The 23,981-nt window shown below is 53.2% G+C and carries 23 protein-coding genes; 4 read left to right on the top strand and 19 right to left on the bottom strand.

Annotation, left to right across the window (positions count from 1 at the left end; translation table 11 throughout):
• Positions 1-349: 349 nt before the first annotated feature.
• The 10 genes from C8D72_RS17025 to mobH form a co-directional block, all read right to left on the bottom strand.
• Entirely contained in the window at positions 350-1,114 is a 765-nt protein-coding gene (locus C8D72_RS17025) for a PFL_4669 family integrating conjugative element protein (RefSeq protein ID WP_170140639.1), read from the bottom strand.
• 94 nt (positions 1,115-1,208) lie between these two features.
• Positions 1,209-2,456, bottom strand: a complete 1,248-nt coding sequence (locus C8D72_RS17425) for an STY4528 family pathogenicity island replication protein (protein ID WP_147301565.1) — start codon at positions 2,454-2,456, stop codon at positions 1,209-1,211.
• A complete protein-coding gene (locus C8D72_RS17015; protein ID WP_115855657.1) occupies positions 2,456-3,067 on the bottom strand; it encodes a DUF2857 domain-containing protein in 612 nt (203 codons plus the stop codon). Before C8D72_RS17015 ends, C8D72_RS17425 begins: the two co-directional genes overlap by 1 nt.
• The gene (locus C8D72_RS17010; RefSeq protein ID WP_115855656.1) at positions 3,067-5,082 is read right to left on the bottom strand and encodes a ParB family protein; all 2,016 of its coding nucleotides are present in this window, start codon (positions 5,080-5,082) and stop codon (positions 3,067-3,069) included. The genes C8D72_RS17015 and C8D72_RS17010 overlap by 1 nt, the downstream gene beginning before the upstream one ends.
• Complete coding sequence (locus C8D72_RS17005) at positions 5,079-5,579, bottom strand: hypothetical protein (protein WP_115855655.1); 501 nt, start codon at positions 5,577-5,579, stop codon at positions 5,079-5,081. Before C8D72_RS17005 ends, C8D72_RS17010 begins: the two co-directional genes overlap by 4 nt.
• The gene (locus C8D72_RS17000) at positions 5,572-6,261 is read right to left on the bottom strand and encodes a DUF2786 domain-containing protein (RefSeq protein ID WP_115855654.1); all 690 of its coding nucleotides are present in this window, start codon (positions 6,259-6,261) and stop codon (positions 5,572-5,574) included. The genes C8D72_RS17005 and C8D72_RS17000 overlap by 8 nt, the downstream gene beginning before the upstream one ends.
• A 219-nt stretch (positions 6,262-6,480) precedes the next feature.
• Positions 6,481-7,896 carry a replicative DNA helicase gene (gene dnaB, locus C8D72_RS16990; RefSeq protein ID WP_115855652.1) on the bottom strand — a complete coding sequence of 472 codons (1,416 nt, stop codon included), beginning with the start codon at positions 7,894-7,896 and terminating at the stop codon, positions 6,481-6,483.
• A gap of 3 nt (positions 7,897-7,899) precedes the next feature.
• A complete protein-coding gene (locus C8D72_RS16985; RefSeq protein ID WP_115855651.1) occupies positions 7,900-8,778 on the bottom strand; it encodes a ParA family protein in 879 nt (292 codons plus the stop codon).
• A gap of 68 nt (positions 8,779-8,846) precedes the next feature.
• A complete protein-coding gene (locus C8D72_RS17420) occupies positions 8,847-9,056 on the bottom strand; it encodes a hypothetical protein (protein WP_147301564.1) in 210 nt (69 codons plus the stop codon).
• A 55-nt stretch (positions 9,057-9,111) separates the two neighbouring features.
• Entirely contained in the window at positions 9,112-10,965 is a 1,854-nt protein-coding gene (gene mobH, locus C8D72_RS16980; protein WP_115855650.1) for a MobH family relaxase, read from the bottom strand.
• Positions 10,966-11,143: 178 nt separating this feature from the next.
• Here mobH and C8D72_RS16975 point away from each other — a divergent pair, with 178 nt between their 5' ends.
• Positions 11,144-11,587 (top strand): LexA family protein, encoded by a 444-nt coding sequence (locus C8D72_RS16975; protein WP_115855649.1) that lies wholly within the window; start codon positions 11,144-11,146, stop codon positions 11,585-11,587.
• A complete protein-coding gene (locus C8D72_RS16970; RefSeq protein ID WP_115855648.1) occupies positions 11,584-12,861 on the top strand; it encodes a Y-family DNA polymerase in 1,278 nt (425 codons plus the stop codon). Before C8D72_RS16975 ends, C8D72_RS16970 begins: the two co-directional genes overlap by 4 nt.
• A 348-nt stretch (positions 12,862-13,209) precedes the next feature.
• Here the strand turns inward: C8D72_RS16970 and C8D72_RS16965 are convergent, their stop codons facing one another.
• Positions 13,210-13,848 carry a recombinase family protein gene (locus C8D72_RS16965; protein WP_115855647.1) on the bottom strand — a complete coding sequence of 213 codons (639 nt, stop codon included), beginning with the start codon at positions 13,846-13,848 and terminating at the stop codon, positions 13,210-13,212.
• A 617-nt stretch (positions 13,849-14,465) separates the two neighbouring features.
• On the opposite strand from C8D72_RS16965, the gene C8D72_RS17415 reads away from it, so the two are divergent.
• The gene (locus C8D72_RS17415; protein WP_147301563.1) at positions 14,466-15,170 is read left to right on the top strand and encodes a hypothetical protein; all 705 of its coding nucleotides are present in this window, start codon (positions 14,466-14,468) and stop codon (positions 15,168-15,170) included.
• Between the two features lie 44 nt (positions 15,171-15,214).
• The gene (locus tag C8D72_RS16950) at positions 15,215-15,547 is read left to right on the top strand and encodes a hypothetical protein (RefSeq protein ID WP_115855644.1); all 333 of its coding nucleotides are present in this window, start codon (positions 15,215-15,217) and stop codon (positions 15,545-15,547) included.
• Positions 15,548-16,478: 931 nt separating this feature from the next.
• On the opposite strand, the gene C8D72_RS16940 is transcribed toward C8D72_RS16950, so the two are convergent.
• From C8D72_RS16940 to C8D72_RS16905, 8 genes are all read right to left on the bottom strand, one after another.
• Positions 16,479-17,360, bottom strand: a complete 882-nt coding sequence (locus tag C8D72_RS16940; protein WP_115855642.1) for a hypothetical protein — start codon at positions 17,358-17,360, stop codon at positions 16,479-16,481.
• Positions 17,357-18,535 (bottom strand): toll/interleukin-1 receptor domain-containing protein, encoded by a 1,179-nt coding sequence (locus tag C8D72_RS16935; protein ID WP_115855641.1) that lies wholly within the window; start codon positions 18,533-18,535, stop codon positions 17,357-17,359. The genes C8D72_RS16940 and C8D72_RS16935 overlap by 4 nt, the downstream gene beginning before the upstream one ends.
• Positions 18,532-19,059, bottom strand: a complete 528-nt coding sequence (locus C8D72_RS16930; protein WP_115855640.1) for a TIR domain-containing protein — start codon at positions 19,057-19,059, stop codon at positions 18,532-18,534. Before C8D72_RS16930 ends, C8D72_RS16935 begins: the two co-directional genes overlap by 4 nt.
• A gap of 108 nt (positions 19,060-19,167) precedes the next feature.
• Entirely contained in the window at positions 19,168-21,396 is a 2,229-nt protein-coding gene (locus tag C8D72_RS16925) for a DEAD/DEAH box helicase (RefSeq protein ID WP_342768082.1), read from the bottom strand.
• Between the two features lie 92 nt (positions 21,397-21,488).
• Positions 21,489-22,667 carry a DUF6094 domain-containing protein gene (locus C8D72_RS16920; RefSeq protein ID WP_115855638.1) on the bottom strand — a complete coding sequence of 393 codons (1,179 nt, stop codon included), beginning with the start codon at positions 22,665-22,667 and terminating at the stop codon, positions 21,489-21,491.
• 15 nt (positions 22,668-22,682) lie between these two features.
• Positions 22,683-23,279 carry a hypothetical protein gene (locus C8D72_RS16915; protein ID WP_115855637.1) on the bottom strand — a complete coding sequence of 199 codons (597 nt, stop codon included), beginning with the start codon at positions 23,277-23,279 and terminating at the stop codon, positions 22,683-22,685.
• A gap of 73 nt (positions 23,280-23,352) precedes the next feature.
• Entirely contained in the window at positions 23,353-23,634 is a 282-nt protein-coding gene (locus C8D72_RS16910; RefSeq protein ID WP_245955321.1) for a hypothetical protein, read from the bottom strand.
• 105 nt (positions 23,635-23,739) lie between these two features.
• Positions 23,740-23,976, bottom strand: coding sequence for a hypothetical protein (locus C8D72_RS16905; RefSeq protein WP_115855636.1), 237 nt, complete (start codon positions 23,974-23,976; stop codon positions 23,740-23,742).
• Between the last annotated feature and the right edge of the window lie 5 nt (positions 23,977-23,981).

The raw sequence follows: 23,981 nt of genomic DNA, 5'->3' as shown, positions 1-23,981 counted from the left end.
TAACCTCATCCCTCCCGGAGTGTTGCCAGTGGCAACAGTGACCTCATCCCTCCCGGGGGTGTTGCCAGTGGCAACAGTGACCTCATCCCTCCCGGGGTGTTGCCAGTGGCAACAGTAACCTCATCCCTCCCGGAGTGTTGCCAGTGGCAACAGTGACCTCATCCCTCCCGGGGGTGTTGCCAGTGGCAACAGTGACCTCATCCCTCCCGGAGTGTTGCCAGTGGCAACAGTGACCTCATCCCTCCCGGAGTGTTGCCAGTGGCAACAGTGACCTCATCCCTCCCGGGGTGTTGCCAGTGGCAACAGTGACCTCATCCCTCCCGGGGTGTTGCCAGTGGCAACAGTGACCTCAATCTTTTACTTCATCTGAGTCAGGGAACAATTCGTCATCATCTAAATCTGAGCCCTCCAAACCACCGCTGCTGTCAGCCGTCTTTGCCGTACGCTCATTACGCACACTTGGGGCAAATTCACTACGGCGAGTGCCCTCAAGAATGTCCGACGCAACCTCACCGAACTTCTCTCTCGCATTCCTTGCCTTAGCGTTGTTTGCAGCAAAATCGTCGCGTGTGGCTCCACTGAAGCCAGGAAACCTTACGGGGGCATAGCAGAGTGACCGTAGGGCGTGCCCTCCCTGATCGCGGATCAATGACGAACGCTGCTTGTTGCCAAGTAATCCGATGTGATGGGCAAGCAGCGCATCTCTCACGATGCTGTCGTATTCCATAAGCAGCATCACTGCCTGCCAGCCAAGCTGCCCACCCGTAAAAACGGGTGTAACGAACGGCTGTTGGCTGACATTTCTGCTTACGCTCAGCCCTTCGGGAATCTGTTCGAGAATCCCCTCAACCCGTTTTTGTAGCTGATGTAGCACCTGACGGGTCTCTTTGATCTTGTCCTCGAGCAGCAAGAGCCACTGATCTGCGTAAGGATCGTCTTGGATAGCGGCTTGATGGATTCGCCCAGCAACTGTCAAAAACTGCTTCATACCGACAACGGGGGGCTTCCCGCTTTCGACGCCGCGTCCATGCCAAGCGAGCACGGCCGGATAGGTGTGCAGAGTCATTTCGATCTTGCTGCGAAGCTGCCCCACACGTGGCTCAGTGCCAGCCATATAAACTCCTGATTTCTTTGTGATAGATCGCTTGTAAAACATCTCGCACGAAGCTTCTGCGACCTATCAAAAACGTTAAATATGATTTGATGATTTAGCGCTTGATGCCCAATCCCTTGAGCAGATCTTGCCGCCGACCTTCAGCTTCAGCCGACAGAGGTTTGTCCTGTTCAGATTTACCGACGTTTTGAGGTAAACGCTCTCTAAGAGGGACGACTGGCTGCTGTTGTGGGGGCTCTTGTTCGCCACCACCTTGACGTTTTTTAGCGATCTTTTTGCCAAAATCAGTCAGGTGGAATGATTTCGTGACAGCCTTCTTGGCCAGCGAATGAAGCAAGCCCATCGGGCTACTTACCTTGCCGGCGTCAACACGGCCCGCAACCTCATCAATCACTGACTGCTGAATATCAGGTGTCAGTCCGACCAGCATGTACTTGGCTGATTCACGTTCGTCCGAGGTCAACTCAAGCGGGTAACTCCAGATCAGATCTCGAGGTGTTTCCTCGCGCGCGGTGTTATTACAAACATTGTTTGTATAACTACCTGTAGTAGTAGCAGAGTTTCCATTGGGAACTCTGCTATAAGTTGTTGATTTTCGACTTAGTTCCCCTTGGGAACTCTGCACTTGGTCGTTTGGAAACTGCCCGAGTTTCCTTTGGGAACTCGGGTTATTTGCCTGAGTTTCTTTTGGAAACTCAGCAATTTCTCCCTCAGTTCCTCCAGGGAACTCAGAAGACTGTTGTCTCCGTGCCCGCTGGTCGAGGATGTCCAGTCGGGTAGGTACATCCATGACGCCTGATTCGGCCAGTTCGTCGCACACCAAAAGCGCTGCTTCGGTCACAGCCGTACTGTGATGACGTGTGCACTGAATGACGTACTCAACGTATTTGGCATCCAGTGACAGGGACTCAGCTGGAGAAAGGGGTTCGTCATGTAGCACGTAGACGTTGCCGATCATGCGTCCGTTTTCGGTGTTGCGGGCTTTAAGGCCAAGAGTCATCCATCGTGTCAGCCGTAATATGGCAATAACCCGTGCCACGGTTTTACGCGATGCACGACTTTTTGCACCTGATCGCAGTAGTGGCTCTAGTTCGTCATAGGTAGGAAAAGCAGTGGTGCGATCGTCGTTTGATAACAGCCGAATTACCTGCCATCCCAAAACGTCGACGGCACCGAGTCGTTGATCGAGCAGCAATCCGCGAGGCACTGTCTCATGAGGGTTACCCATGAACAGCAGGCCATCGGGAGAATCATCTACAGCGTTTGACGCCGAGGCATTGTCGCCCCGGCGTTGAGTCAGAGATGAAGCGGCGCGCCCGATTAGCGCGTCAAAATTCTTCATCACAATGTTCCTTCACGTACTGCTTCATCGTCCTCAGCAGGCACGTTCTTCTGACGAGCCTGTTCCGGTAGCGTCCACTGTTTGATGAGGGTCCAGATCACCGCCAAGGAGAGCTCTGTTTCCTCGGCCAGAACCAACATTCCTTGGATATCCTCAGCTGCACTGGGGCTTGCCGGATCATCCGAGATGGTCTGCCATCGGTGATAGGCATTATGCTCGGTCGCTTCATCGGGCATAGGTAGACGCCCCTGTCTGCTGGGGACACCCAGCAGAGACCGGCGAGCTGAGCAATCATTAGGTGTCAGGCCGAAGAAGGTCGCCAGCATCTGTACGCTGGCACCATAACGAATGCACTGATTGACCAAGCCATCGCGATTTTGGTCACGGTTGATACGTCGTAAGGCCGCCTGAAACGTATCGTGGTCCAGCTCGAATCGAGCCACGCCAGGAAACTCATTGATCAGCGATTCGATTTCGCTGGCCCTCAATCGGCTCAGGCTCTGTAGCTCATCGTCTCGGAATCCAAGGGCTCGGGCTCGACGCATATCTCCTTCCCGGATCAGCACGAGCGCCTGATTAAACAGTGCGTGATTGAGTTGAGGCGTCGCCATTACGCATCCCCCTCTGTATTTTCAAGTTCCGAGCGCAGTACGCGGATCAGTCGAGTGAGCCAGAAGACACGGACAAACAGGCCATCGGGCAGTCGAACGTTGTGATCGCTACTGTCGTGGCTTCCTACGAGTTCACCCAGAAGCGAGATATCGTTTGGCAGCATTGGATCGATGTTGCCTTCGAGCGCAGCGAGTAATTGCCAGACCAATTGAGCTCGACGGCTTGGGGCACTTTCGATGTTCAATGGATTGAGCTCATAACCCAGACCTTCACGAGCATTGAGACGAATGACATCGCTGGTACCGCTGGCATCAATCTCTGCCCAGCTGGCTAAAGTCTGAACTACTTGGCCGATCTGAAGGCGCAGATCCTGGGGGTTACGGCGCCAGGTGGGGATATGCCAGAGATCGGTAATTGGAGCGATGCTTTCCCCGTCTTGGAGCGGGACGCTTTTAAGTGCTGAAGCTTCAAAATCGAACGCTTCTTCTCCGTGCTCTTTTGCCTGCCAATGTCGCAGCTGACGGTGGCCATCACTCTCGTTGTAGGGGGACAGTGTCAGATCATCAACGATGGTCGACTGCTCAGCAGAGGTACGGGTTGGCTCGGCATCGAGCAGCCCGATGGCGTCATCGCTGTCGTTGGAATTGACACCTTGCGGAGCGACAGGAGTCTGCTGTGTTTGGGCCTCAAGCTCGGCATTGCGTGCTTCAAGCTCCTCAAGCTGTTGACGCATACGCAGAACTTCAGAAGTTTCTGAAGTGCTACTGACCTGAGTCTGTTCGCTCGGAGAGAATGAACCGCTTTCTTCTTGTTCAGTCTCTACCTTCTTTTCGGTGCCTTCACCGGAGGTATCACTATCGCTGGTGGTGCCGACTTTCTCAGGTGCTGAAGAATCTGGAGAAGCCAGCTTCTTGTTTTCTTTGCTGACACCGGCGCCGCTTGTAAGTGAGCTGCCGGTTTCCTTCTCTTTTGGGGGATACAGATCAGGCTGGTCCGGATTACGCAGCCTCTCGAGCTCGCTATCGACCGTTGTCCAGATGTCAGCTCGCTCTTCTTCCGTCGCTGACTTTGAATGCTTACGCACGGTAAACCAGTTCTTCCAAGCCATATCGATCGGATTGAAATGGAGGCCGGTGTGCTCATGGAGCATCCCTTTCAGGCGATCTTCAACAACGTTCCACTTGAACTCGGTCTGCCCCTCATAATCGAGCTCAGTCATTTCATCGTGCCAGGCTTGATCGAAATTCCCGTCAACCACACTGAGTGCCCACTGTTCACCCTCGCCGAAATCGTCGGCGTGTTCTTCCCAATAAGATTCACAGCGTCGCCAGCACTCTTCGCAGAACTGTCGAAAGGAGATCAGCTTTTCAACTTGGGGGCGGCCCATCCCGCTCTCGAGCGATAGAGGAATCGTGGGCAGAAAATTTTCGACGGTGTAGATCATACGGCTGACGTGGCCGTGATTGATCGTGTAGCCCAAGGTACGCAGCCGCTTGGTTAACTCGCGCTGGGAAATCGTTTCGCCGGCGTCTTCTTCAATCAGACGTTTGGCCTCGACAATGCCACGTGAGCGTTCGACCCAGCTCAACTGGCCACGGTTGTCGTTCTCTGCAAGATGGCCGGTCAGAACGTTGATCTCACCCTGCCAGGGTACGAAATGGCAGTCCTGATGATAAAAGCGCTTGTCGCCTGTCTCCTGATAGAGCTCGTTGAGAATCGTGAGACGAGTATTGCCACCATCGGAGATCATGTAGCGATCGTCGCCAGGGCGCTGGGTGACGGTAAGTTTCTGGCGCAGACCGATAGCCCGAATGGACTCCTTGATCTCGTCGTATTTCGGATTCTGGTGGGTGCGCGGGTTACGATCGTAGGGTCGCAGCTGATCCAGTGTCAGCGACATTGACTGCTCGGTCGTAGGTGCCGGCAGACGATCAGCACGCTGAGTATTCAGCGCGGGGCCGGGCTGGCTCAGTTTCGCAGTGATTGAATTTGAGTTATCGGTTTTTCTGCTCATGCTGTCCACTCCAGCTGCCCTTCGGTGCAGCCGCCGTAATCGAAAATGTTGTTGAGTTGCTGGTTCAGCTGGTCAATGCCCTTATCAAGATCGTGCAGGGTCATGCCAACTTGAGGCTGGTGCAGCTGATTGATATCTCGCAGGGCCGAGCGAAGTTTGCTCAGGTTGTCTTTGACGATTACCAGCAACTCGAGATCGCTAAGTTTTGAATATTGCAGCTGTGTCCAACGCAGCCTGTGATGTCGCTGCATCACTAGTTGACCTGTTTGATCACAAGCGAGATGAAAAACGAGCCACGTGTCTGCAAGCAGAGAACAAACGATCTGGTATCGCTGGTTGCCGGCATGAGGATTTGTGCTCAGCCAAGCCTCAAGATGCTCGGTCCAGCTTTCAAATGGGTCTGCCAGACCCAGTGCCAAGCATTCCTGTGTCGTCAGATAGCGCTCCATACCTTGGTCGCTTCCTTCGCATGTGGGAAAAAAGAAGATCTCAGCCATGGGGCAGCTCCTGACGACGCTCTTTGTCGACTCCATGATGCAGCTGGGCTTGGCGCCCTGCTTCGTAGCCTCGTGCCATCGCTTTGTGATCGTCACGCTTCTGGCCGCGGTTGATGGCGTTCATCGACTCCATCTTGTTATAAAAACGGGCCTGGAAACGTTCGATCGCGGCAACCGCTTCATCTGTTTTCTTGACCGGTAAAATGTGCTCGTACGCTCCCGAGACCCACGCCATGGCATAGGCATCGGCGCGACGAATCTTGGTGACTCGTTTTGCCCGTTGATTCATGCCGGCCATGAACGACTTGCGGTCATTGACCAGCTGGCGCTGCAACACCTCAAATGCGTATGCGGCAATAGTCGCCTGACTGGATTCGCCCAAAAATGCGAATCGGCCCTGCCAGCCGTTCAGGGTAGGGGAGGGTTCATAAACAGTGGCCGTGCCAAAGGCGGCGTTGATAAGCGACGCGAGACGGTCGAGCCAAGCCGGCGGATTGAGGCCGGAGGAGGACTTGACGGCGATTCGGTCGATGGCCGATGCCGCTATATCCACTTCTTTAACACCGTACTCATCCATCATCCGCTGCGCATGACGCAAAGCGGTGCCGGCCTCATGTTTGTTGGCAGATTGTGACAGCGCCAGACAGCGCTCAATCTTGCGAAGGATGCGATCGGGAATCATGCCTCGCCCTCCTTTTGTTGTTGGATCCGACGTAGTCGCGCCAACACATTTCGCTCGGCTCGAGTGTCACTGGGTGAGAAGCCGGTAAATACCGGAGGGCAACCCGGCTTAATAAAGCGGACATGGCCGCCGCGCGTTCGTTCGACAAACCAGCCATGATCAACCGCATAACGAACCACTCGGCGGAGTGCGCGGCTAGGGCAACGGATAGGAAGTGCATCAGCCATGAGGCACCTCCTGCATCTGTTTGTATTCCAGCGACTCGAAGCGTGTGTGCGCCCCGATGAATGCAAGGTGGACGGTTTCTATCGGGCCATTACGCTGTTTGCCAAGAATGAGCTCGGCCAGACCCTTGTTGTCCGGATTGTCCTTGTTATAGACCTCATCACGATAAAGGAAGCCAATAACATCGGCGTCCTGTTCGATGGCGCCTGAATCGCGAAGATCGGCCATGACAGGGCGCTTGTTGGGGCGCTGCTCAAGCCCGCGGTTGAGCTGTGATAGCGCCACGACCGGACAGTTCAGATCCTTGGCTGTACCCTTGAGAATACGTGAGATCGCGGAAACCTCGTTGTTACGGTTCTCGCAACCAGGCTCCTCAAGCAGCTGGATGTAGTCGATCAGGACCAAAGCAGGCTTGCCATGGCGGCGCATCAAACGTCTTGCACGCGATTTGAGAGCCGTCGCTGATAGGCCGCTTGAATCATCAATGAACAGGCGTTCTTCAAAAGAAATGATGCGGCTTGTAGCGGCAGATAGTTTGGTCCAACCCTCGTCATCGAGTTTGCCCGAGCGCAGCTGACTCAGGTCAATTCGCCCCATGCTGGCCATGAGACGAAGCATCAGTGCTTCGCGAGGCATTTCCAGCGAAAAAACGAAGATTGGAGCGTTTTGCTTGTCTTCATTTTTAGCTGTTTCGATCAGCGCATTTTCGACCAGATTCATGCCAAAGGTCGTTTTGCCCATCGAAGGGCGGGCCGCGATAACAACTAGGTCGGCATCCTGCAAACCGCTTGTGAGGTTGTCGAGATCCGCATAACCGGTCGGCGTACCAGTAATGCCGTCCTTCGCGTTAAAGGCGCGATCGATGGTATCAATCGCTGCTGATACGGCTGATCGTATACCGTTATCATCGGCCTGTTTGTTCTCGGCCAGTTCAAACAGTTGGCGTTCAGTAGCTTCGATCAGTGCCTGGCTAAGCTGCTTACCATCCAGTGCATGTTGAGAGAGGTCACGGCCCATGTTGATCAGCTGCCGACGACGCTGGTGCTCACGCACGATTTCCGCATAGGCGACGATATTGACTGCCGAGGGTGTGCCGCGCACCAGATCAGACATATAGGCCATACCGCCGACCGTCTCGAGATGACCATCGCGCTCAAGCAACTCAGAAATAGTCACGAGGTCGAGAGGCTTCTCATCCCGCGAAAGCTCCTGCATTGCTTTGAAAATCAGCCTGCTCTGGTGACGATAAAAAGAGTGCGCATCGACGATTTCGCAAACGTCATCCCATTTGTCATTGTCGAGCATCAAGGCGCCAAGAGTGGACTCTTCGGCCTCGACGCTGTGGGGTGGTACAGACGCAGCTATCTCGTCTCCGGTTGGCACCGGAGCTGAAAATTGGTCGGTAGACATGGCTCACCCCCTGTCTTCTGGGGTGTCGCTAGTCTTCTTGACGCCGTTGATGCCGACGCCATGGATGGCTTCTTTCCACTCTGGGAAAAGCTCGCATCCCAGACTCTTGAGCTGATCGGCGCAGGCTGGTGCCTTGCGGCCAGAAGGCTTTCGAGTCTCTACACGGTGAGCAGGCAGACCATGCATTGCCGCCGAGCCGAATGCAGCCAGACTGACCAGTGGCGTTTCCAGTACGCCGATACCGTGGTCCTCTACCTTGGCGTACATTTCCCTGACGCTTTGGGAGACATCTCTGGCGTCACGAAATTGATCAGCCATTTTATTGAGCACGATAGAAACGGGGGGAACTTCGAATCGGGTATAGCGAGCCAGTTCACGCAGGTCGTTGAACATCCCTTGTGTGCCACGAACAAATTCGCGCGCTGTGAGTAGCTCGGGCACGATGGGCGATATTACGTGGTCGGAGGCTAGAACAGCCATCTCCAAAACCACGGAGCGAGCCCCCTGTGTGTCTATGAGAATCACATCGTAATGGGGTTCAAAACGCCCAAGCAGATCTATCATGCGAAAACGCCCGTTGGGCGCATTCAACAATAGTTGATGCAGCTGGTTTTGAGAGTCGTTCGAAACGATGACATCGAGATTGGGGATGACCGTCCGGGATATGATCTGGTTCAGATCGCTCACGTCTGTAGCGAGCAGCTCATAAACACCGCCCGGGGCCGGCTGGGACAACTCATAGTAAGAGGAAAGAGTAGGCTGGGAATCCAGGTCTACTAGCAGAACGCGGAAACCGGCATCAGCCAGCAGACCGCCGATATTCGCCGTCAATGTCGTTTTGCCGACACCGCCTTTGGTACAAACCGTTGATAGAACGCGCATTTGCTGCACCTCGTCCAGTCGTCTATGGATCGAGCGCAGAGTTCCTATGAAAAAACAACATACGGCATTCAACGCAGCAGAAATTCTGCTGTTATTACTTGTGTTGACGCAATATAAGTTGAAAAACCATATAAATCATGAATTTGAGATTTCACAGAAATTGATACTTGAGCAGAAATGCTCACACTCTGCACTGCATTGGCATCGACGATGATGGCCAGGCCGTATGGGGTTGTCAACACGTCCTGTAGCAGTTCCTCAATGAAATTTTCCTGCACGATAGAAATCTATCGTTAATGTTATTGCCGTGTAACCGTATGTTTTTAAAGGTATCTATTCAGAGTCGGAGGAGTGCAATGCCAGCACCCAGTTATCGGAGGGGATCTTTTGGCTCAGCTCATGCGGATCCTTGATCAAGTATCCTTTTAGCAGCCCGTTTTTATTCATGCCTTGCACTGTCACTCTGTGAAAGTTCTCACCTTTGTACCGGGCGTGGACGCCTAATTTCTGAAACCGCTTCTGCACTGCCTGCCATTCGCTCTCCTTATTGAGCATCTCTCGACTGAATCGCTTGAAGATACCCGGGCTGACCAGAAAGTAGGTGCCGGCGACGACATGCACCGGGGCGTTGGTGTCATTGAAAATGATGGTGTGGTTCGCCAAACCATCTTTCAGCCACTGCCAGAAACGCACTCCCAAATCGGAGCTGTTCTTATACTCGCTAGTCTGGACAGTGGTTGAGGTTTCTTTCTTCTGTGGTGTGCTTGAGGTCGCCTGGGTCGCCTGGGTCGCCTGGGTCGCTGGTTCTCCTGCGGTACTGCGCCCCTCTATCATTTCTGGCTCTTGCGTCTTTTCTGAACCGGAATTTCCTTCCGGGAACAATGCAAGAATATCGTCGTCGATGCCGTCGTCGCTTGGGGCCGGGTCAGAAGGTGCTTTCTCGGGTTGTGGGTGCGATGTCGAAGTAGATGTTGTTTCAGATGTAGGCTTCGGTGCTTTCTGCTCTGCCGGGCTATTGTTCTGGGGAGCTGAAGGTGCATCTGTCGCTTTCTCCTCTTCAGCCGCTCCAGCACCTTGAACAGTTACCGTTCCACTGAAAGTTGCAGGTTTGCCCTCGACTCCCCAGATCAGCGTTGGTGGCACCCGAATCATATTGAATGTCTGTTTCCATTCCCCATCAGTGATATCGCATTTCCAGACCGATTTCCCATCGCTGACTTCCTCGATCAAGCCATGTGCCTGTAGCTCGCCATAGAGTCGATTAAGGTCGGCTGGAATGCTTTTTATGCCTTGAGCGTACAAATGAGCCTTGAGCTCATTGACGGCTTTCGGGGACATAAGCCATAGCGCCTCATCCGTCAGCCAACCCATCCCGCCTTTCTGATTCAGCTTGAATTGCTCTCTGACCAGATATCTCAAACCCTCAGCCAATTTACGCTGGATGGATTCAACAGGCGCCGACAGTGCTTGCACAGGATTGCCACCCAGCGCTTTCGCCACACTGGCGCGGTCAGCCTGATGGATCAACTCAGCGATAATCCCACCACGCTCGGTGTGTCCGGAGATCGTGTACATGAGGACGGAAAAAAGTTTCGGCTGAGTCATGAGCCAATCGAGGATTTTCGGCCCAAGCACCTGCTGGGCAAGCAGCGGATTGACCGCGCTGTGCAGGTGATATTCCCTCCCGGCGCGATAGCGAACCCGGTAAGGGCCGGGGATCACTCCATGCCACAGGCGCCATTCCCTGCCATCGTCGAGATGAATTTCAACGTCGACCAAGGTCTTGGCCACGTCGTGCATGAGTGATCCGTAGATTACGGCGGCGCTCCACAATTCGCCTGCCGAGCTCTGATCTTCAGGCCTGGCGCCCGGCGGCAGAAGATGACGTTGACGCAATCGTAGCCCGTAGCAGGACATCTCGAGCGCGTGATCGAGCATTCCCCCTGCATAGGCATGATGATGGGATTCAGAAGCCGGTAGTAATTGAACCAGTTCGGCGTATCGATGAATTGGCCCCAACAGGTACTCGTTGAAAACATCCTGCGTGAGAGACGTTGTATCCCACAGTGTTTTGATCATCTGCTGACGACGCGGTTTTGCCAGAAGCTCCTTGCCGGTGACAGGGCTGTGAAAGCCTTCCTTGCCACGGCTTGCAGGAGCGGAGCGCGTGAATAGACGTCGTAGCATTGCTGGTCTCTGAAAATTTGCTCAAGAGTAACAGATGAGGCCGGAATCAATGGGTTCGGGCCAGCATAAAGATTAAGCCCGGCTTGAAACGTTCCTGGTTGCCATAAAGGGGAATTGCCCTGAATGGCGTTAGCCGGGATACTGTATATAAATACAGTTAAAGGAGGTTGAATGCACCATGTCTCATGTCATCCTTGCCGGCACTTTCCAGTCGGCTCCAACAAGCATGGAGATCCCTTGTGCCGAGGTAATGGTACGTGCCGGAATTGCCGGTTTTGCTAGTCCGGCCGAGGACTACGCAGCGACATCACTGGATATGAACGAGCGCTATATAAAGCACCCCGCAGCGACCTTCATATTCAGGGTCCAGGGCGACTCGATGGAAGAGTATAGAATTTTTGAGGGCGATCATCTCATTGTTGATCGATCTGTCACCCCACGCCCCGGGCATGTTGTCGTGGCCTTGGTCGAAGGCGAGCTGACTGTCAAAAAGTGGCTCGAGCGTGGCAATCGCCAGCTGCTCTGTTCAGGTGGAAACCGTTACCCGCCGATATCAATGACTGATGTTGAAGTTCAAATCTGGGGTGTTGTTCGCTCTGGCCACGTTGAGTTCCAGATATGATCGGTATCGTTGACTGCAACTCGTTCTATGTCAGCTGTGAGAGGCTGTTTCGGCCTGATCTAAATGATCGTCCTGTAGGCGTGCTCAGCAACAACGATGGCTGCGTCATAGCGTTGAGCAATGAATTGAAAGCGTTGGGTATCACCATGGGCACACCCGCTCATTTTTTGCGCGATCAGGTCATGCACGAAGGTGTCACGCTTTTCAGCAGTAACTACGAACTGTACGGCGACATCAGCCAGCGTGTTCAGGCAGTGCTTGAAGAGTTCAGCGCGGGCATAGATCCCTATTCGATCGATGAGTGCTGGGTTGATTTTTCGGGTTTCTCTGCCGATCAGCTGGAGCAACACGCTCATGAGCTGCGCAGGCGGGTAAAACAGTATACGGGGATCCCGGTATCGATCGGCGTGGCGCCCACGAGGACGTTGGCAAAAGTCGCAAATCGAGCAGCCAAAAAAAACGCCAGTTATGAAGGGGTCTGCGTGCTATATCCCAATAGTCCACGGGCCGTTGAGTTGCTCCAGCATTTTGATCTGGGGGATATCTGGGGTATCGGTCGTCGCCTCGACGAGAAGCTACGGCAGCTCGGAATCAACACGGCCTGGGATCTGCGCCGGCAGAATGCAAAGGAGCTCCGCCGGCGCTTTTCCGTCACTCTTGAACGCACCGTTCTGGAGCTACAGGAGACGCCGGCGATCGAGATGATGGGTATGGATTTCGCTCGAGAGCGCATCATGACTAGTCGATCGTTCGGTCAGCTGACTGAAGATAAAAGCGAGGTTCGTGGTGCAATACGACAACATGCCCAACGTAGTGCCGAGAAACTACGAAAGCAGGGCTCTTTGTGTCGCGCTGTGCTCGTTTTTTTACGCACGAATCCTCACCGCCATGACCTTGACCAGTACAACCCCAGCCAGATCATTGAACTGGATCACGCCACTGATGACAGCCGCGACATAGTTGCTGCGTCAATGCGAGTGCTGGAACGGATTTACACGACCGGGTTTCAGTACAAGAAAGCCGGAGTGATGCTGATGGATATAGGCGATCGCAGTGTCGAACAGCTGTCGCTGCTTGACTCTGCACGTAGCGATATTGAGAGAGCGCGCAGCGGGCGGTTGATGGGCGTCATGGATGAACTGAATGAAAAAATGGGCAGAAACACCGTCCGGCTCGGTTCAGCCGCTACCGGTGCTGCCTGGCAATTGCGCTGTGCGAATCGATCACCGCGTTTCACGACACGCTGGGATGAAATACCAATGGCAAAGCTGTAGACGCCGCCTCAAGGTCTTGATGTTTCAGCCGTTTACAAGGTCTCCACTTCAGATTTTGGAGGCCGGATATGGCTGCTTTTGCGCTGTTCTGTTTCAGCATTGCCGGCGTTGTTTATCTAACGATCGGGACCGTCCTGAGTTTCGTGCCTCATCCTCTGGGCATGCAATATCCAGTGATGGCCACTACTCATGGGATAGGTGTCGACAGGATCCGATATATGTTGGGCTCAGCAATATATTACGGTTCAGCCATCACCCTGTATTACGTGCTACCAGCCATGGTTCTAGCTGCCGTTATCGTTGTAGCGAAACGCAGGGGAACAAGTTCACGCTGACGCATGACGATCCTTAAACGCCATCTGATTTCACTGACATGACCGTGTTGGTGCTGCATTTCAACACCTTGGCCACTTCCCTGATCGAGTAGCCACTGCCGTCAGCATGGCGAGACTTCAGCAGTTGATCGATCTGCTGGCGCAGCTTGAGGTTTTTTTGTCGGCCCTTGAACTTCCCTTCGGCTCGGGCTTTTTCAATACCCTGCTGTTGACGATATCGCCGATCTTCATAGTCCTTGCGAGCAACTGCTGCCAGCGTATCGAGCATCATGCCATTCACTGCATCAAGAATCCGGGCGGTAAAATCATCTGCTGCTTGGCCCGACAGGGACAGGGCGAGGTAACTGGTAGGGAGATCCAGTGCCACTACTCGCAGCCCCTTATTATTGAGCTCACCCCGTAAGTGTCTCCAATCGTCGTGGTTCAATCGAGAAAGCCTGTCGATCGCCTCAATGAGTATCACATCGCCATCATGGGCATCGTTCAGCAATCGTGAAAGCTCAGGTCTAGCTATAGACGCACCAGACGCATTTTCGACGTACCAGCTGGCGATCTGTACGCCATGCTGCGTGGAAAAATTTTGGAGCTGGCCACGTGCCCGGTTGGCGTCTTGTTCATCAGTGCTGCCTCTAAGATATGCGCGGACGAACATAGCGACCTCTGTAGCAATTAGATGTAGCGAAAATAAAGCGTGTCGATTAGAGTCATTTTGACCTCTAAAACGATACAGTAAAGCATTATGGACCCTGTAGCGATTGGGGCATACCTATAAAATACCACCCTATCTGCTGTGCCTCTATTCTTATAAAAGCATTGTTTTCTTTAAAAATTTATAAAAAATAATAAATTTTTATAAATATAATAAACATAAGGAGACAGCTATGAAAATTATTCACAATCTCGCATCTATTCAAAGTACTTATCAGCTTATCTATACGATCATCGGGACGGCACTCTATCTACTTGGAAAGTTTCAATTCCTTTCCGCACTTATAGCATTGCCTGTCACAAAGTTTTTATTAATTTTATTATTATTGATGGTTTTCTATTGGGCAGGAAAAATCTGGTTGTTCCGTTAACGCTCGTTTATCGGGACCGTTTCTATAACGGTTCTCTATTTAAATTTACTTGAGCGTGACATACGCTATTGCAATAGTGTATGTTAAGCACGTCTTGTCAAAGACTGATCGCGTTTAAATGCTGAAGCAAGTAAGATGCTTTGCATAGCATCTTACGTATAAAAAATATCCTTGTGTGAGGGGTAGTCTCTTGAACATATCAAATCTTTTAGAGACGTTAGATACTTTTGAAAAAAAGGTGCCCGTAAGGGAAAAACATGCTCTTGGCAAAAGAACTGTACTTGCAAGAAAATTTTTTATCGTTATTTGGATGGCATCAGCACTCGCTTTACTTTCTTTTGTCGTGTGGTCATTTTTTTACGATTTAGATTTAGATGTTTTTATAGCAAGTAATAACACAGCACGCATCATTTTTAAGGTTATCGTGAGCGGCTGCTTGATTGGCTCACTAGGTTTTTTATCAATCGGAATGAGGGAGTTCTACCTAGAAACCAGGTTTGCCTTCAGCCAATTAATAATGGCCTACCAAAGAGACCGTAAAAACATGGATAGATTAAAAGATTTTAGCGACGTTCAAATTGTTGAAGCTAAAAACTGGTTAGGCAGAAAGAAAAGTAAAGTTGATTCTTTTGTCAAAAAAATATTTAAACTCGGAGCTTGGGTGGGTTTTTTTAGCGCAGTTGCAAAACTGCTAGATATATTTGGCTATTCTTTCGAAGATTTATTGCACAACTTTGAAATTAACGCTTCAGTTATCATGACGGCTTTCGTCGCTTCGGCTCTATCGATCGGTTTGCTAGTAGCTATTCTCTCAGAATATATGCTTACAAAAAAAGTAGATTATAAGATATTCATCTTAGACTCCGTGCTAAATGAAAGATACGCGCTTGGATGAGTACCATACTTAAATTGACCCACCATCACGTGAGGAATATACGAATGCGTTTCGAGTTTGAAAATGTCGAAGTGACCGCCCAGGCACTGCACAAATCGTCGGCTGACTTTCGGGAACGATACCCCTCAGAGAGCGAAGCGGTTCAGTACATGAAAGAAAAGGCAGTGGAACTCTTCACAAGAAACTATTCAGCGGCTACTGGACCTGAGGTTAATGGTAGTGGTGTTCTGGAAGTCCCGATCTGGAGGGGGGTGGGTGTTACTTTTGCGGTCGCACAGGACTCTGAATTTGCCGATAGGGAAGAATGGTCAGTAGAGACAGGTCTGCTGGATGTTCAATATGTCGAAGCCGTTTTTTGGGTAGCGCTTCCTTTATAATGGCACCCTAAATTGCTTCACATACGATAAGGGTCCCTTCGTTGAGTACCCCATTTTTTGATCCCTTGGAAATAGCCGGCCAAACGTACGATCTCGGACACTTGGATCCGTTTTCGATTTACATCGACAGCCGCAAGGCAGGAAAGGTGCTCAACGTGAGGATCCGATTCACTTGCCATTGCTTCACAATGGGATATGACACAGCTCTTCATCAAACAGGGCATCCGATCCTGAAGGACCAGGGTGGCAGAGATAGGCTTTTTTGCTCTACTCGATACCGTTTGTCCCATGGGTTGCCTGCGATTATCGCTGCTTTGAGCGATGGCCAAACAAACGTTCGACAAACCTCTGCGCTAAGGAATTGGGCACACACAGTTAAAATTGAAGACCCGCAGGGTCCTTACTACATCTTTTTTGAACTGCGCCGTGCTGCTAAGCGTGGCCAACGAGTCAAGCAGGATCTCGACCTAACGATTGAAAGCGCATACCACCAGGATCCAGAAAAGGAAGAACCAGCGCTTCGGGGTAAAATGCGTTTCGACATACTGTGTGGAAAGATTTACAAGGGAGAGCCTGTAGCTACACAGACGGGTGGGAAAAGGTAGAATGCAGAAATGCAAAAAGGACGCTAATCGCGTCCTTTTCACAATGCTGATACAGCAGATCCAGACACCACTTCGGCTATAAGCCTCGGCACGCATTGCGCGTTGCACCGTGTATACGGCTGGGGAGCGCTCTATCTCATCTGGTTTGTCGCTCCGACATGAACGATTGTCGGTGCTGGGCTATTACAACACTAATTGCATTTTTCTATTACCATAGTAATAAACCTCGCCGAAAGGGAGCGGAACCAGGGTTGCCCTCGGACGTGCCATGCGCAACGGCAATATCGCTGACCATCAATCTCAAACAAGGGCGGCCTGTAATTTCTTTAGGAAACCCAGCGCCTTAGGAGATCAGCAATATCGTACGCCATGGGTTCACCACGATCGTCATCAGCCAGAGATACCAAATCGGGACGAAGATCGTCAGAAATTGTACTTTGCCATGCTGCGATCTGATCAAGAGACGGACTGTAGGTCGGCGACTGTTCCCCTCGCGGCACGCGCTTTGCCGGGTCGAGAAGATTCAGTGCAATGGCTACATCCCGAGCTGAGCCGCCAAACGCGCCCAACGGCACACATGGCTGGTAAGCTTTCAGCGCCAAAAGGGCTTCCTCAACAATACCTGGCATGTCGCCCTGATACATGTCGTTGGGGTCATCAAGTAGCCCCATTTTTCCTCCGAGTACAACACGGGCATCCGAGATATCCGTCATCGCTTTTCTGGCGGCGGAAAAAGCTGATGGGTCATCGAGTCTGGGTTTGGTATCGAGCCAACTATTGAACTCTCCCTCGCTCTGTATTCTGATGCTCGTAGCGCCCTTTCCTGCGCGCAAGCCATCCTCTACGGATCGTAAAGGAACAAGGGCGCCATCAATGTGTGCCTGTGTTTCAACAACTGATGCACCTTCACGCAAGGCAGAAATGAGTTCGTCAAAAGATGCCTTCCGAAGAACCGGCTCCGGGATTATGTGTACGAAAGGAACCGTACCATCTGCCACATAGGCACCTGCTAGATGCCTGAACATGCCAAAAGTGAGCCCATCCGGGTCCAAATTGCCACCGTAAACAATTTTTGCACCAGCTCGGACCAACACTGTGCATATCGAGAACAAGGCCCGATCTACCTCGCGCGCCGGCAACCCGAGGCGAGCTCGATCAGGTGCATCGCTCACTGAAAGAGCCACTGATTTACCTTTAAGCGCGGTCATGACTGCTCACCAAGTGTCGATACCCTTGTTTCAGGTGACACCCCTTTAAGGGCTTTCAATAGCAGTTCTTCTTCGATTGCACCGAGAGGCGGATCAGGATAGACAATCAAAGCCGGTAGTGTTTCAGCATCGATGACGTCGAAGAGTTCCGGTGGTCTGGGGAGCATAAGCGCCTCGGTATGACCATCAACAATGCGAGCGGCCTGCCGCTCAAAAAGATCGCATCGCAACCCTTCTGATAGCGCTTCAACCAATAGCGGCTCGACCCAATGAGTTTTGCCCGGTTCCGGAAAAATCCTGACCTTTGGCAAATTTGCACCGTATGGATACGTGCGGCTGGTCCGGCGTTGACCAACGTCAGCGAGAACGATGGGGCGTAACTGGCGTTTGGCTGCCGTAAGTTCGAAGACACACCAGGGTCTGGAATCGTAAGCGTCTGAGACCACCGCGAGCAGAGTGCCGGTTTCAATCTCTCTGGAAAAGCGCTCGCTGTAGTCTTCCCCGGGATTTAGCTCCTTGGCATCATAAAAAGTGTGAAGGGGGACGTCCTGGTTTCTGTCGTTCACAAAATCCACGATCGACGTAGCCGTTGCATCTCCATCAACCTTGGCATGGCTGACAAAAATTTTTTCCTGTCCATCCCTGCCTTCAATTAATGCCAGTTGGCGGCGGATCTGATAAAGCGTATGAAGAAGTAGCCGACTGTCTTGAGCATCGCTTGATATTTTTTTCTTCCAGCCTTTTCTATACGTGTACTGAATGCTGGCTGCCGCGTCAGATGGAAGTGGCGGATCGCCGGCAGGACTTCCGAATGGGATCACGAAATCGGCATTTTCACGCTTGGCAATGGCCTGTCTTGTTCGCTGAATATAGCCGTCCCAAGCGTCAGCCTCGTCATTCATGACATCGTCATGTAGAAGGACAATTGCATTATGCACAGCACGGCCAAGATCGATATCGGCAGGTAGCGGCGATGTCTCATCCCATGGGGCGCTGGCAAAACGTACTGGCACCCTGTAGGCAACGCCGTCCCGCTCCATGCCGATGCCATCGAAATGCTTCGATATTAACTCCGCAATGTGTTCGCCATTTTCGGATCCGTTTGCCCACACAACGTGTATACGAAGAATATCCCTGATTGGGGAGCGACAGGTTGTGGCAGCTACTGAGCTCATAAGTTACGGCCTTGTCGCTTGCGAGAATTATCGATCAGTTTTTGCGGCGCATTGTTTGCTCTTTCTATAGCATCCCTTAAAGCGCTTGGGTCCTGTTCGATATCATGCCAGTTCACCCAGACAGCATATCCACTATCAATGTTGTCCTGAAGACGGGCGGGCTTTGCTGTCCCTCCATTTAATTCAAGAGGAAGTGACGGAAGCCAAATACCGACCAATCCCATTTCTTGGACGAGTGAAGCCTCGATTTCCCAATCAACATACTTTCTCTGCCACGTATCCGCGCCGCAAAGAACCAAAGTGCAGGAGCTGCCATGAAGATGGTTCTCTCGGATCCGTCGCATGATGTATGAGTGGTCAGCGCTGTCGACTTCCCTTTCCAGCGAGTTATCAGTGAATAGCTCCAAACGATCATCCATATTCTCTGACAAGGTGTCGTAGTAGTCCTGATCGTTTCCATGGTGATAACTGACAAAAACTTTACGTCGTACAGGTTTTGGTCGATTGAGCTGGTTGCTGTTCACTTTTTAATCACCCAGTAGATTAAGGATTATGCATCTTCCGATTAGAACGCTTCATGCATCAATAAAAAACCCCTCCGAAGAGGGGTTTGTTTGAAGTGAATGTGAGCATCAGGCAACCAGCTGGCGAGCCAGCTCCATTTCGACTGACTCGCCATCGCTGTTAAGCGCATCCAGCCCCGACTCGGGGATGTCCCCGGACGTGCTCTGCGCCACAGCTATCTTGCTGGCCATCAGTCTCAGGCAGGCGATCTGTGAGGTCTCGGCATAGCCGAAAAACTTCACTCGCACCGCTTGGTGCTGACCGATACGCCAAGACCTTCGCGCAGCCTGCTGGAGCGTGTAGACATTCCAGCCGGTCTGCATGAACGCGATCGTCGGGAAGTCGAGAAGGTCCAGCCCGGTCTTTACCAGCTCCGGATTGGTGATCAGCACATCGATCCCCTTTTCGACCTGATCCGCGATCCAGTCTTCACGCCGGCTGGTGTCGACGCTTGAGCGCAGCACGGCCACTTTCAGCCCCGATTGCTCAAGTACACGCTTCAGGCGACTTGTTGTGTCGCGCTTGCCAGTGTAGGTGGAGTAGACCAGCACCTTGCGGCCTTGGGACTTCTCCGACCGGCATAGCTCGACCACTTCGTCTTCCTTCGGCATCGTTTCGGCTTCGTCGAAGATCGACTTCGCGAAACTGATCAACTTCCGTGAACGCGGGTGCTTGACCGTTTCGGGCCGAAAACAGCAATCAGGCCACGCCAGCAGCACATTGAGCACCACACCCAGCAGGGTAGTGTCCTTGCGTGCAAGCGCTTCCTTGAGCGCCTTCGTCAGCTCTCCAGAGAGCTTGTTATAGGCATTGGCCTGATCAGACGACATGGGTACTTCCACGAACTCCTCGTCATACGATGGCAGTACATCGCCACCGATGTCCTTGAGCTTGAGAAAGACCGTGAAGGGCAACACGTAGCGCAGTATGCCCTTGGGACCGAAACCCGGTGCCTTTACCGTGCGCACCGAGGTTTTCCGACCTTTCGCCGTCTTGTGTCCAGCACCCTCGCGCTCCGAGTAAATGTCCTTGAGAACACCGTGCTCGCGCATGAAGGCCATGGACGCCGCGCCCAGAGAATTGCGCTGGGGACGGTAGCCGTCCTCGATCATCACCGGCGTCAGGATCCGGAAGAGCAGATAGAATAGGTCGTCGGCGTAGCCGCCCATCAGCGTACCGGTCAGCAACAGCGTCTTGCGTGCCTTCGCTGCCAGTACGCCCATGGCCTGGCCCTGAGCCGACCCAGCGTTCTTGTACTCATGCCCCTCATCAGGAATCAGCAGGTCAAAGTAATGATCGGGTAGATAGCGCTTGATGAACTCGCTCGGCTGGAAACCTCCCTCGCCGAAGCCGAACTCGATGTTGGCCATCGCCCGTTCCATTCGATTGGCTTGCCGATCGTTGAATACCAGATCGCCGTTTTCGTCCATCAGATTGATGAACTCGTGCACGTTATCGGCCAGCATCGAAGAGAGAAATTCCTCCCCGAACTGACTGACCAGCTTCTCGGACGTCACCTTTCCGATGGTTGGAATGCGCTGCAAAGCTTTGAGCACCGAACGACGGCGGGCATCCCCTTTGGGCGGCCGCTGTCGTATGAGCGTCCAGAGCTGGCCATCACATCCCGCACATCGCTGCTGACGTTCAGTCTGCTGAAACAACTCGAACCGGATGGGTTCATTGTCATTGTCTTGGATTATCCGACCACAATCCGGGCACGCCGCGAAGCGACCGGAAAGCGTGCGTTTTGGGGTGGCCACCGGGATCCAGTGAAACCCCATCCGCATTCGTACACGGCCCATTATGAAAAATTCGGGCCGGCCATCATCATCCGGCTGCCCCAGCTGCTCGCGCAGCTTGAGCAGTTTCGCCAGTGTATCCGGGCCGTTGAGCACCCAGACCCGAGCTTCGGGCACCGTCTCGAGGATCTCGCGCCGCCACTTGTAAACCAGGTGCGGCGGCGAGACGATCAATGACCGGCGATAGCCTTCGGTCGCCATTACGGCGGCGACAGCAATCGCCATCATCGTCTTGCCGGTTCCCATCTCGGCGTTGATCACGCCGGCACGCTCGTTTTGATCCAGGAGCAGTGCGCAGATCGCGTGAACGACATCCGCCTGTGCTGGAAACGGCTGGCGTGCCAGAGCGTTCATCACCGCCTGTCGCGCCGGATCCCCTCGACCGTCATAGACGGGGGGATGGGTTTGGTTGAGCGTATCCAGAAGGCCATCGCCGAACTCGTCGATGAAATCGTTGAGCGCGATGACGTTATCTGATGTCTTGCAAGGCATGTTCATGTCCATCTCCAAAAGAAAACGGGCAGAACACGCCCCTACGGGCGATGTTCTGCCCGTAGGGGGTTGGCTCGCCCAGAAGGCGAGCTTGTTGGTTATGCCGTCTCGGCGTCCGAGTCGGCAGGTTCAGGTTGTGCCGGCGCATCCAGCGTCGGCGTTGATGTGATCTTGAACAGCTGACCTTTATCAGGTGAGTCCGGCGTCATGTCCCATGCCATGATTGCTGGCACAAAGCGATCGGTCAGGATGCGACGCTCTGTGATGTTGCCATCGGCGTCCTCACTGAACTCCATCTTCGAGGATTTTTCCTTGAAGGTATCACCCTTGACGACCAGCTGACGTCCCGATCTCGAGGTCACAATGCCCGAGACACCTCCAGCTGCCAGTGACAGCGCAAGGTGCCAGCTCGAGAGCCGGCGCAGTGGCCGGCGCTGTGTGACCCCATCGGTCCAAAACGCAAGGTTGAAGTCGGACCAAAGACCGTCCAGCTGATCGATTTCCTGCTCCAGCTGCTCGGGCTCCATCGACATGCGGTAGCAATGTGGCGCGCTGCCCGCGGCCGGCGGCACGTCATAAAGATCATCACACCAGGTCGAAGGCAGCGGTTCGGGTTTGAGCTCTCCCAGTCCGATTTGCTGCAACATCTCCCTATTCGGTTTGGTCCTGTCGTTGGCCAGTAGTGCATTGCGCTTCGTGCGAACACCAAAGACCACGACCTGTTTGAAGGTATCGACTGAGGCTTCGAAAGCGGTAACGCGATCGAAGTGCTGGCTGACCCAGCTCGATAGTTCATCGTCGAAGACGTAGTGCGGCACGATCATCACCATGACCCCGCCGTACTGAAGCAAATGGACACAGCGCTGGTAGAACAACTTTTCCAGCCGCCGCCGGCCCTTGCCGGCATATCCTTTGCTGCCGCCGGTCTCGCTGACGAGATCGCCGTAGGGTGGATTGAAGAACATCATTCCGAACGAGCGAGGTGAGATGACGGTATCCATCAGATCTGCCTGGATACCGACATCGACCAGACTTTGCATGTGGCGCGCTCGCTCGAGATCGTACTCGATGCCATAGGCGTCGATTCGTTCCCGGCCCAGCCGGTGAGCGCTTTCCAGAATCGCGTGGCCTTCGCCGGCACACGGATCCAGAATACGCACCCGCTGGTCATGCGAGGTGCCCAAAGCCTGAAGAGCTCGATCAATCGTGTCCTCGTCGGTCGGGTAGTAGCCGTTCTTGGCGAAGTTACGCGCCAGGCGTGGAAACATCAGAGCCATGATGGCCTCCCGGGTTCATTGCGTGGCGAGATTGCCGGAGTGAATGAGCTGACCGATGGCGTCCTGAACGCTGGCCAGCGAAAGATCGATCCAGACGCCAGAGAGACGCTCGGAAGCCTGATCGAGCATGCGTATTGCTCCGTGCTCGAGGAGCAGCTGGACGATCGTAGGTTGCCAATGGTCGAGCAGTGGAAACGCGGCGAGATCACACAGACGCGACCAGAGCATCGCGCTCTTGTCCTGATGTGGGTCTCGTTCGTTGAAGATGGCGTAACACTGACGGTTGGCCCGATCCGGATCCTGACAGCGAGCATCGTACAGCCAAAGATTCAACAGGCTGCCGAACCGCGTCTGTCGATAGGTCCGTGTTGTGCGTTTTGCCAAACGTTCACGATCCAGCTGTAAGGCAACCTGCTTGCCATCCTGCTGAAGCGTGATCCCGGTCCATCCACCTTCGGCGACGGGCAAAGTCAGTTTGGCCATCAGTTCGTGAATGGCGGTATCCCGCCCCCACAGAGACAAAAAGACCGCGCGGTCGCCATCGGCGACATAGCCATCCAGGAAAAGCTCCGGCGCCTCTTCGAGACGCCAGAGTGGGGTAGAAGTCGACATGCTGCCTCCATCATTAAAGAAGGGGGCGAGCTACCCCCAAGGGCAGTGTTCGCCCCCGGGGGTTGGGTATCAGTCAGACAGGCACGAATTGATGCGCCTGCGGGTCGTAACGCCAAGCGTCACGCTCGAGATGAATCGGGGTGTGCCCGTTGAGGTAGATCGTCGTGAGGTATCGATCACGCCAAGCCAGAGCCTGTCGCGCCGAAGCCTCGGGTATGCCCTCCGAGATGAAGAACTCGATCAGTTCCTCATCCGACGAGGATTCGTCATTGGAAAGCAGATCCTCAATCGTGTGGAGCTGGCTCTCGGTCAGTGCCGAGAACGCCGGCTCCATGAGTTGATCATTCATAGCCATATGGAGCTCCATCAGTGAAATGATGGACGATACAGCCCCGAGGGACTGAAATCGTCCCAGGAGGAATGGATCGGTTGATCCCGCGTATGAGCTTATTTTGAAGCGTTAAATGGGTCCGTGATCGTCCCACTTGCCGCCATTTTTCAAAATGGCTCGCATGTGGTCCTCACTATCCCATTCAAAAGTGCCCCAATATCGCTTGGTACCTACAACTTCTTCTCCGTCCATGCCCATGTCCAAACACTGAACCATGGCGTAAAGCTGCCCTTGGCTTTGAACAACACGGCATGTGCACTGTGGATGAGCATCGTCGTAGACCAGCTGATTGACGTTTACTTTCATGGAAA

The sequence above is a fragment of the Kushneria indalinina DSM 14324 genome (assembly GCF_003385845.1).
Taxonomy (GTDB): domain Bacteria; phylum Pseudomonadota; class Gammaproteobacteria; order Pseudomonadales; family Halomonadaceae; genus Kushneria; species Kushneria indalinina.
This window is presented reverse-complemented; position numbering and strand designations above follow the sequence as displayed.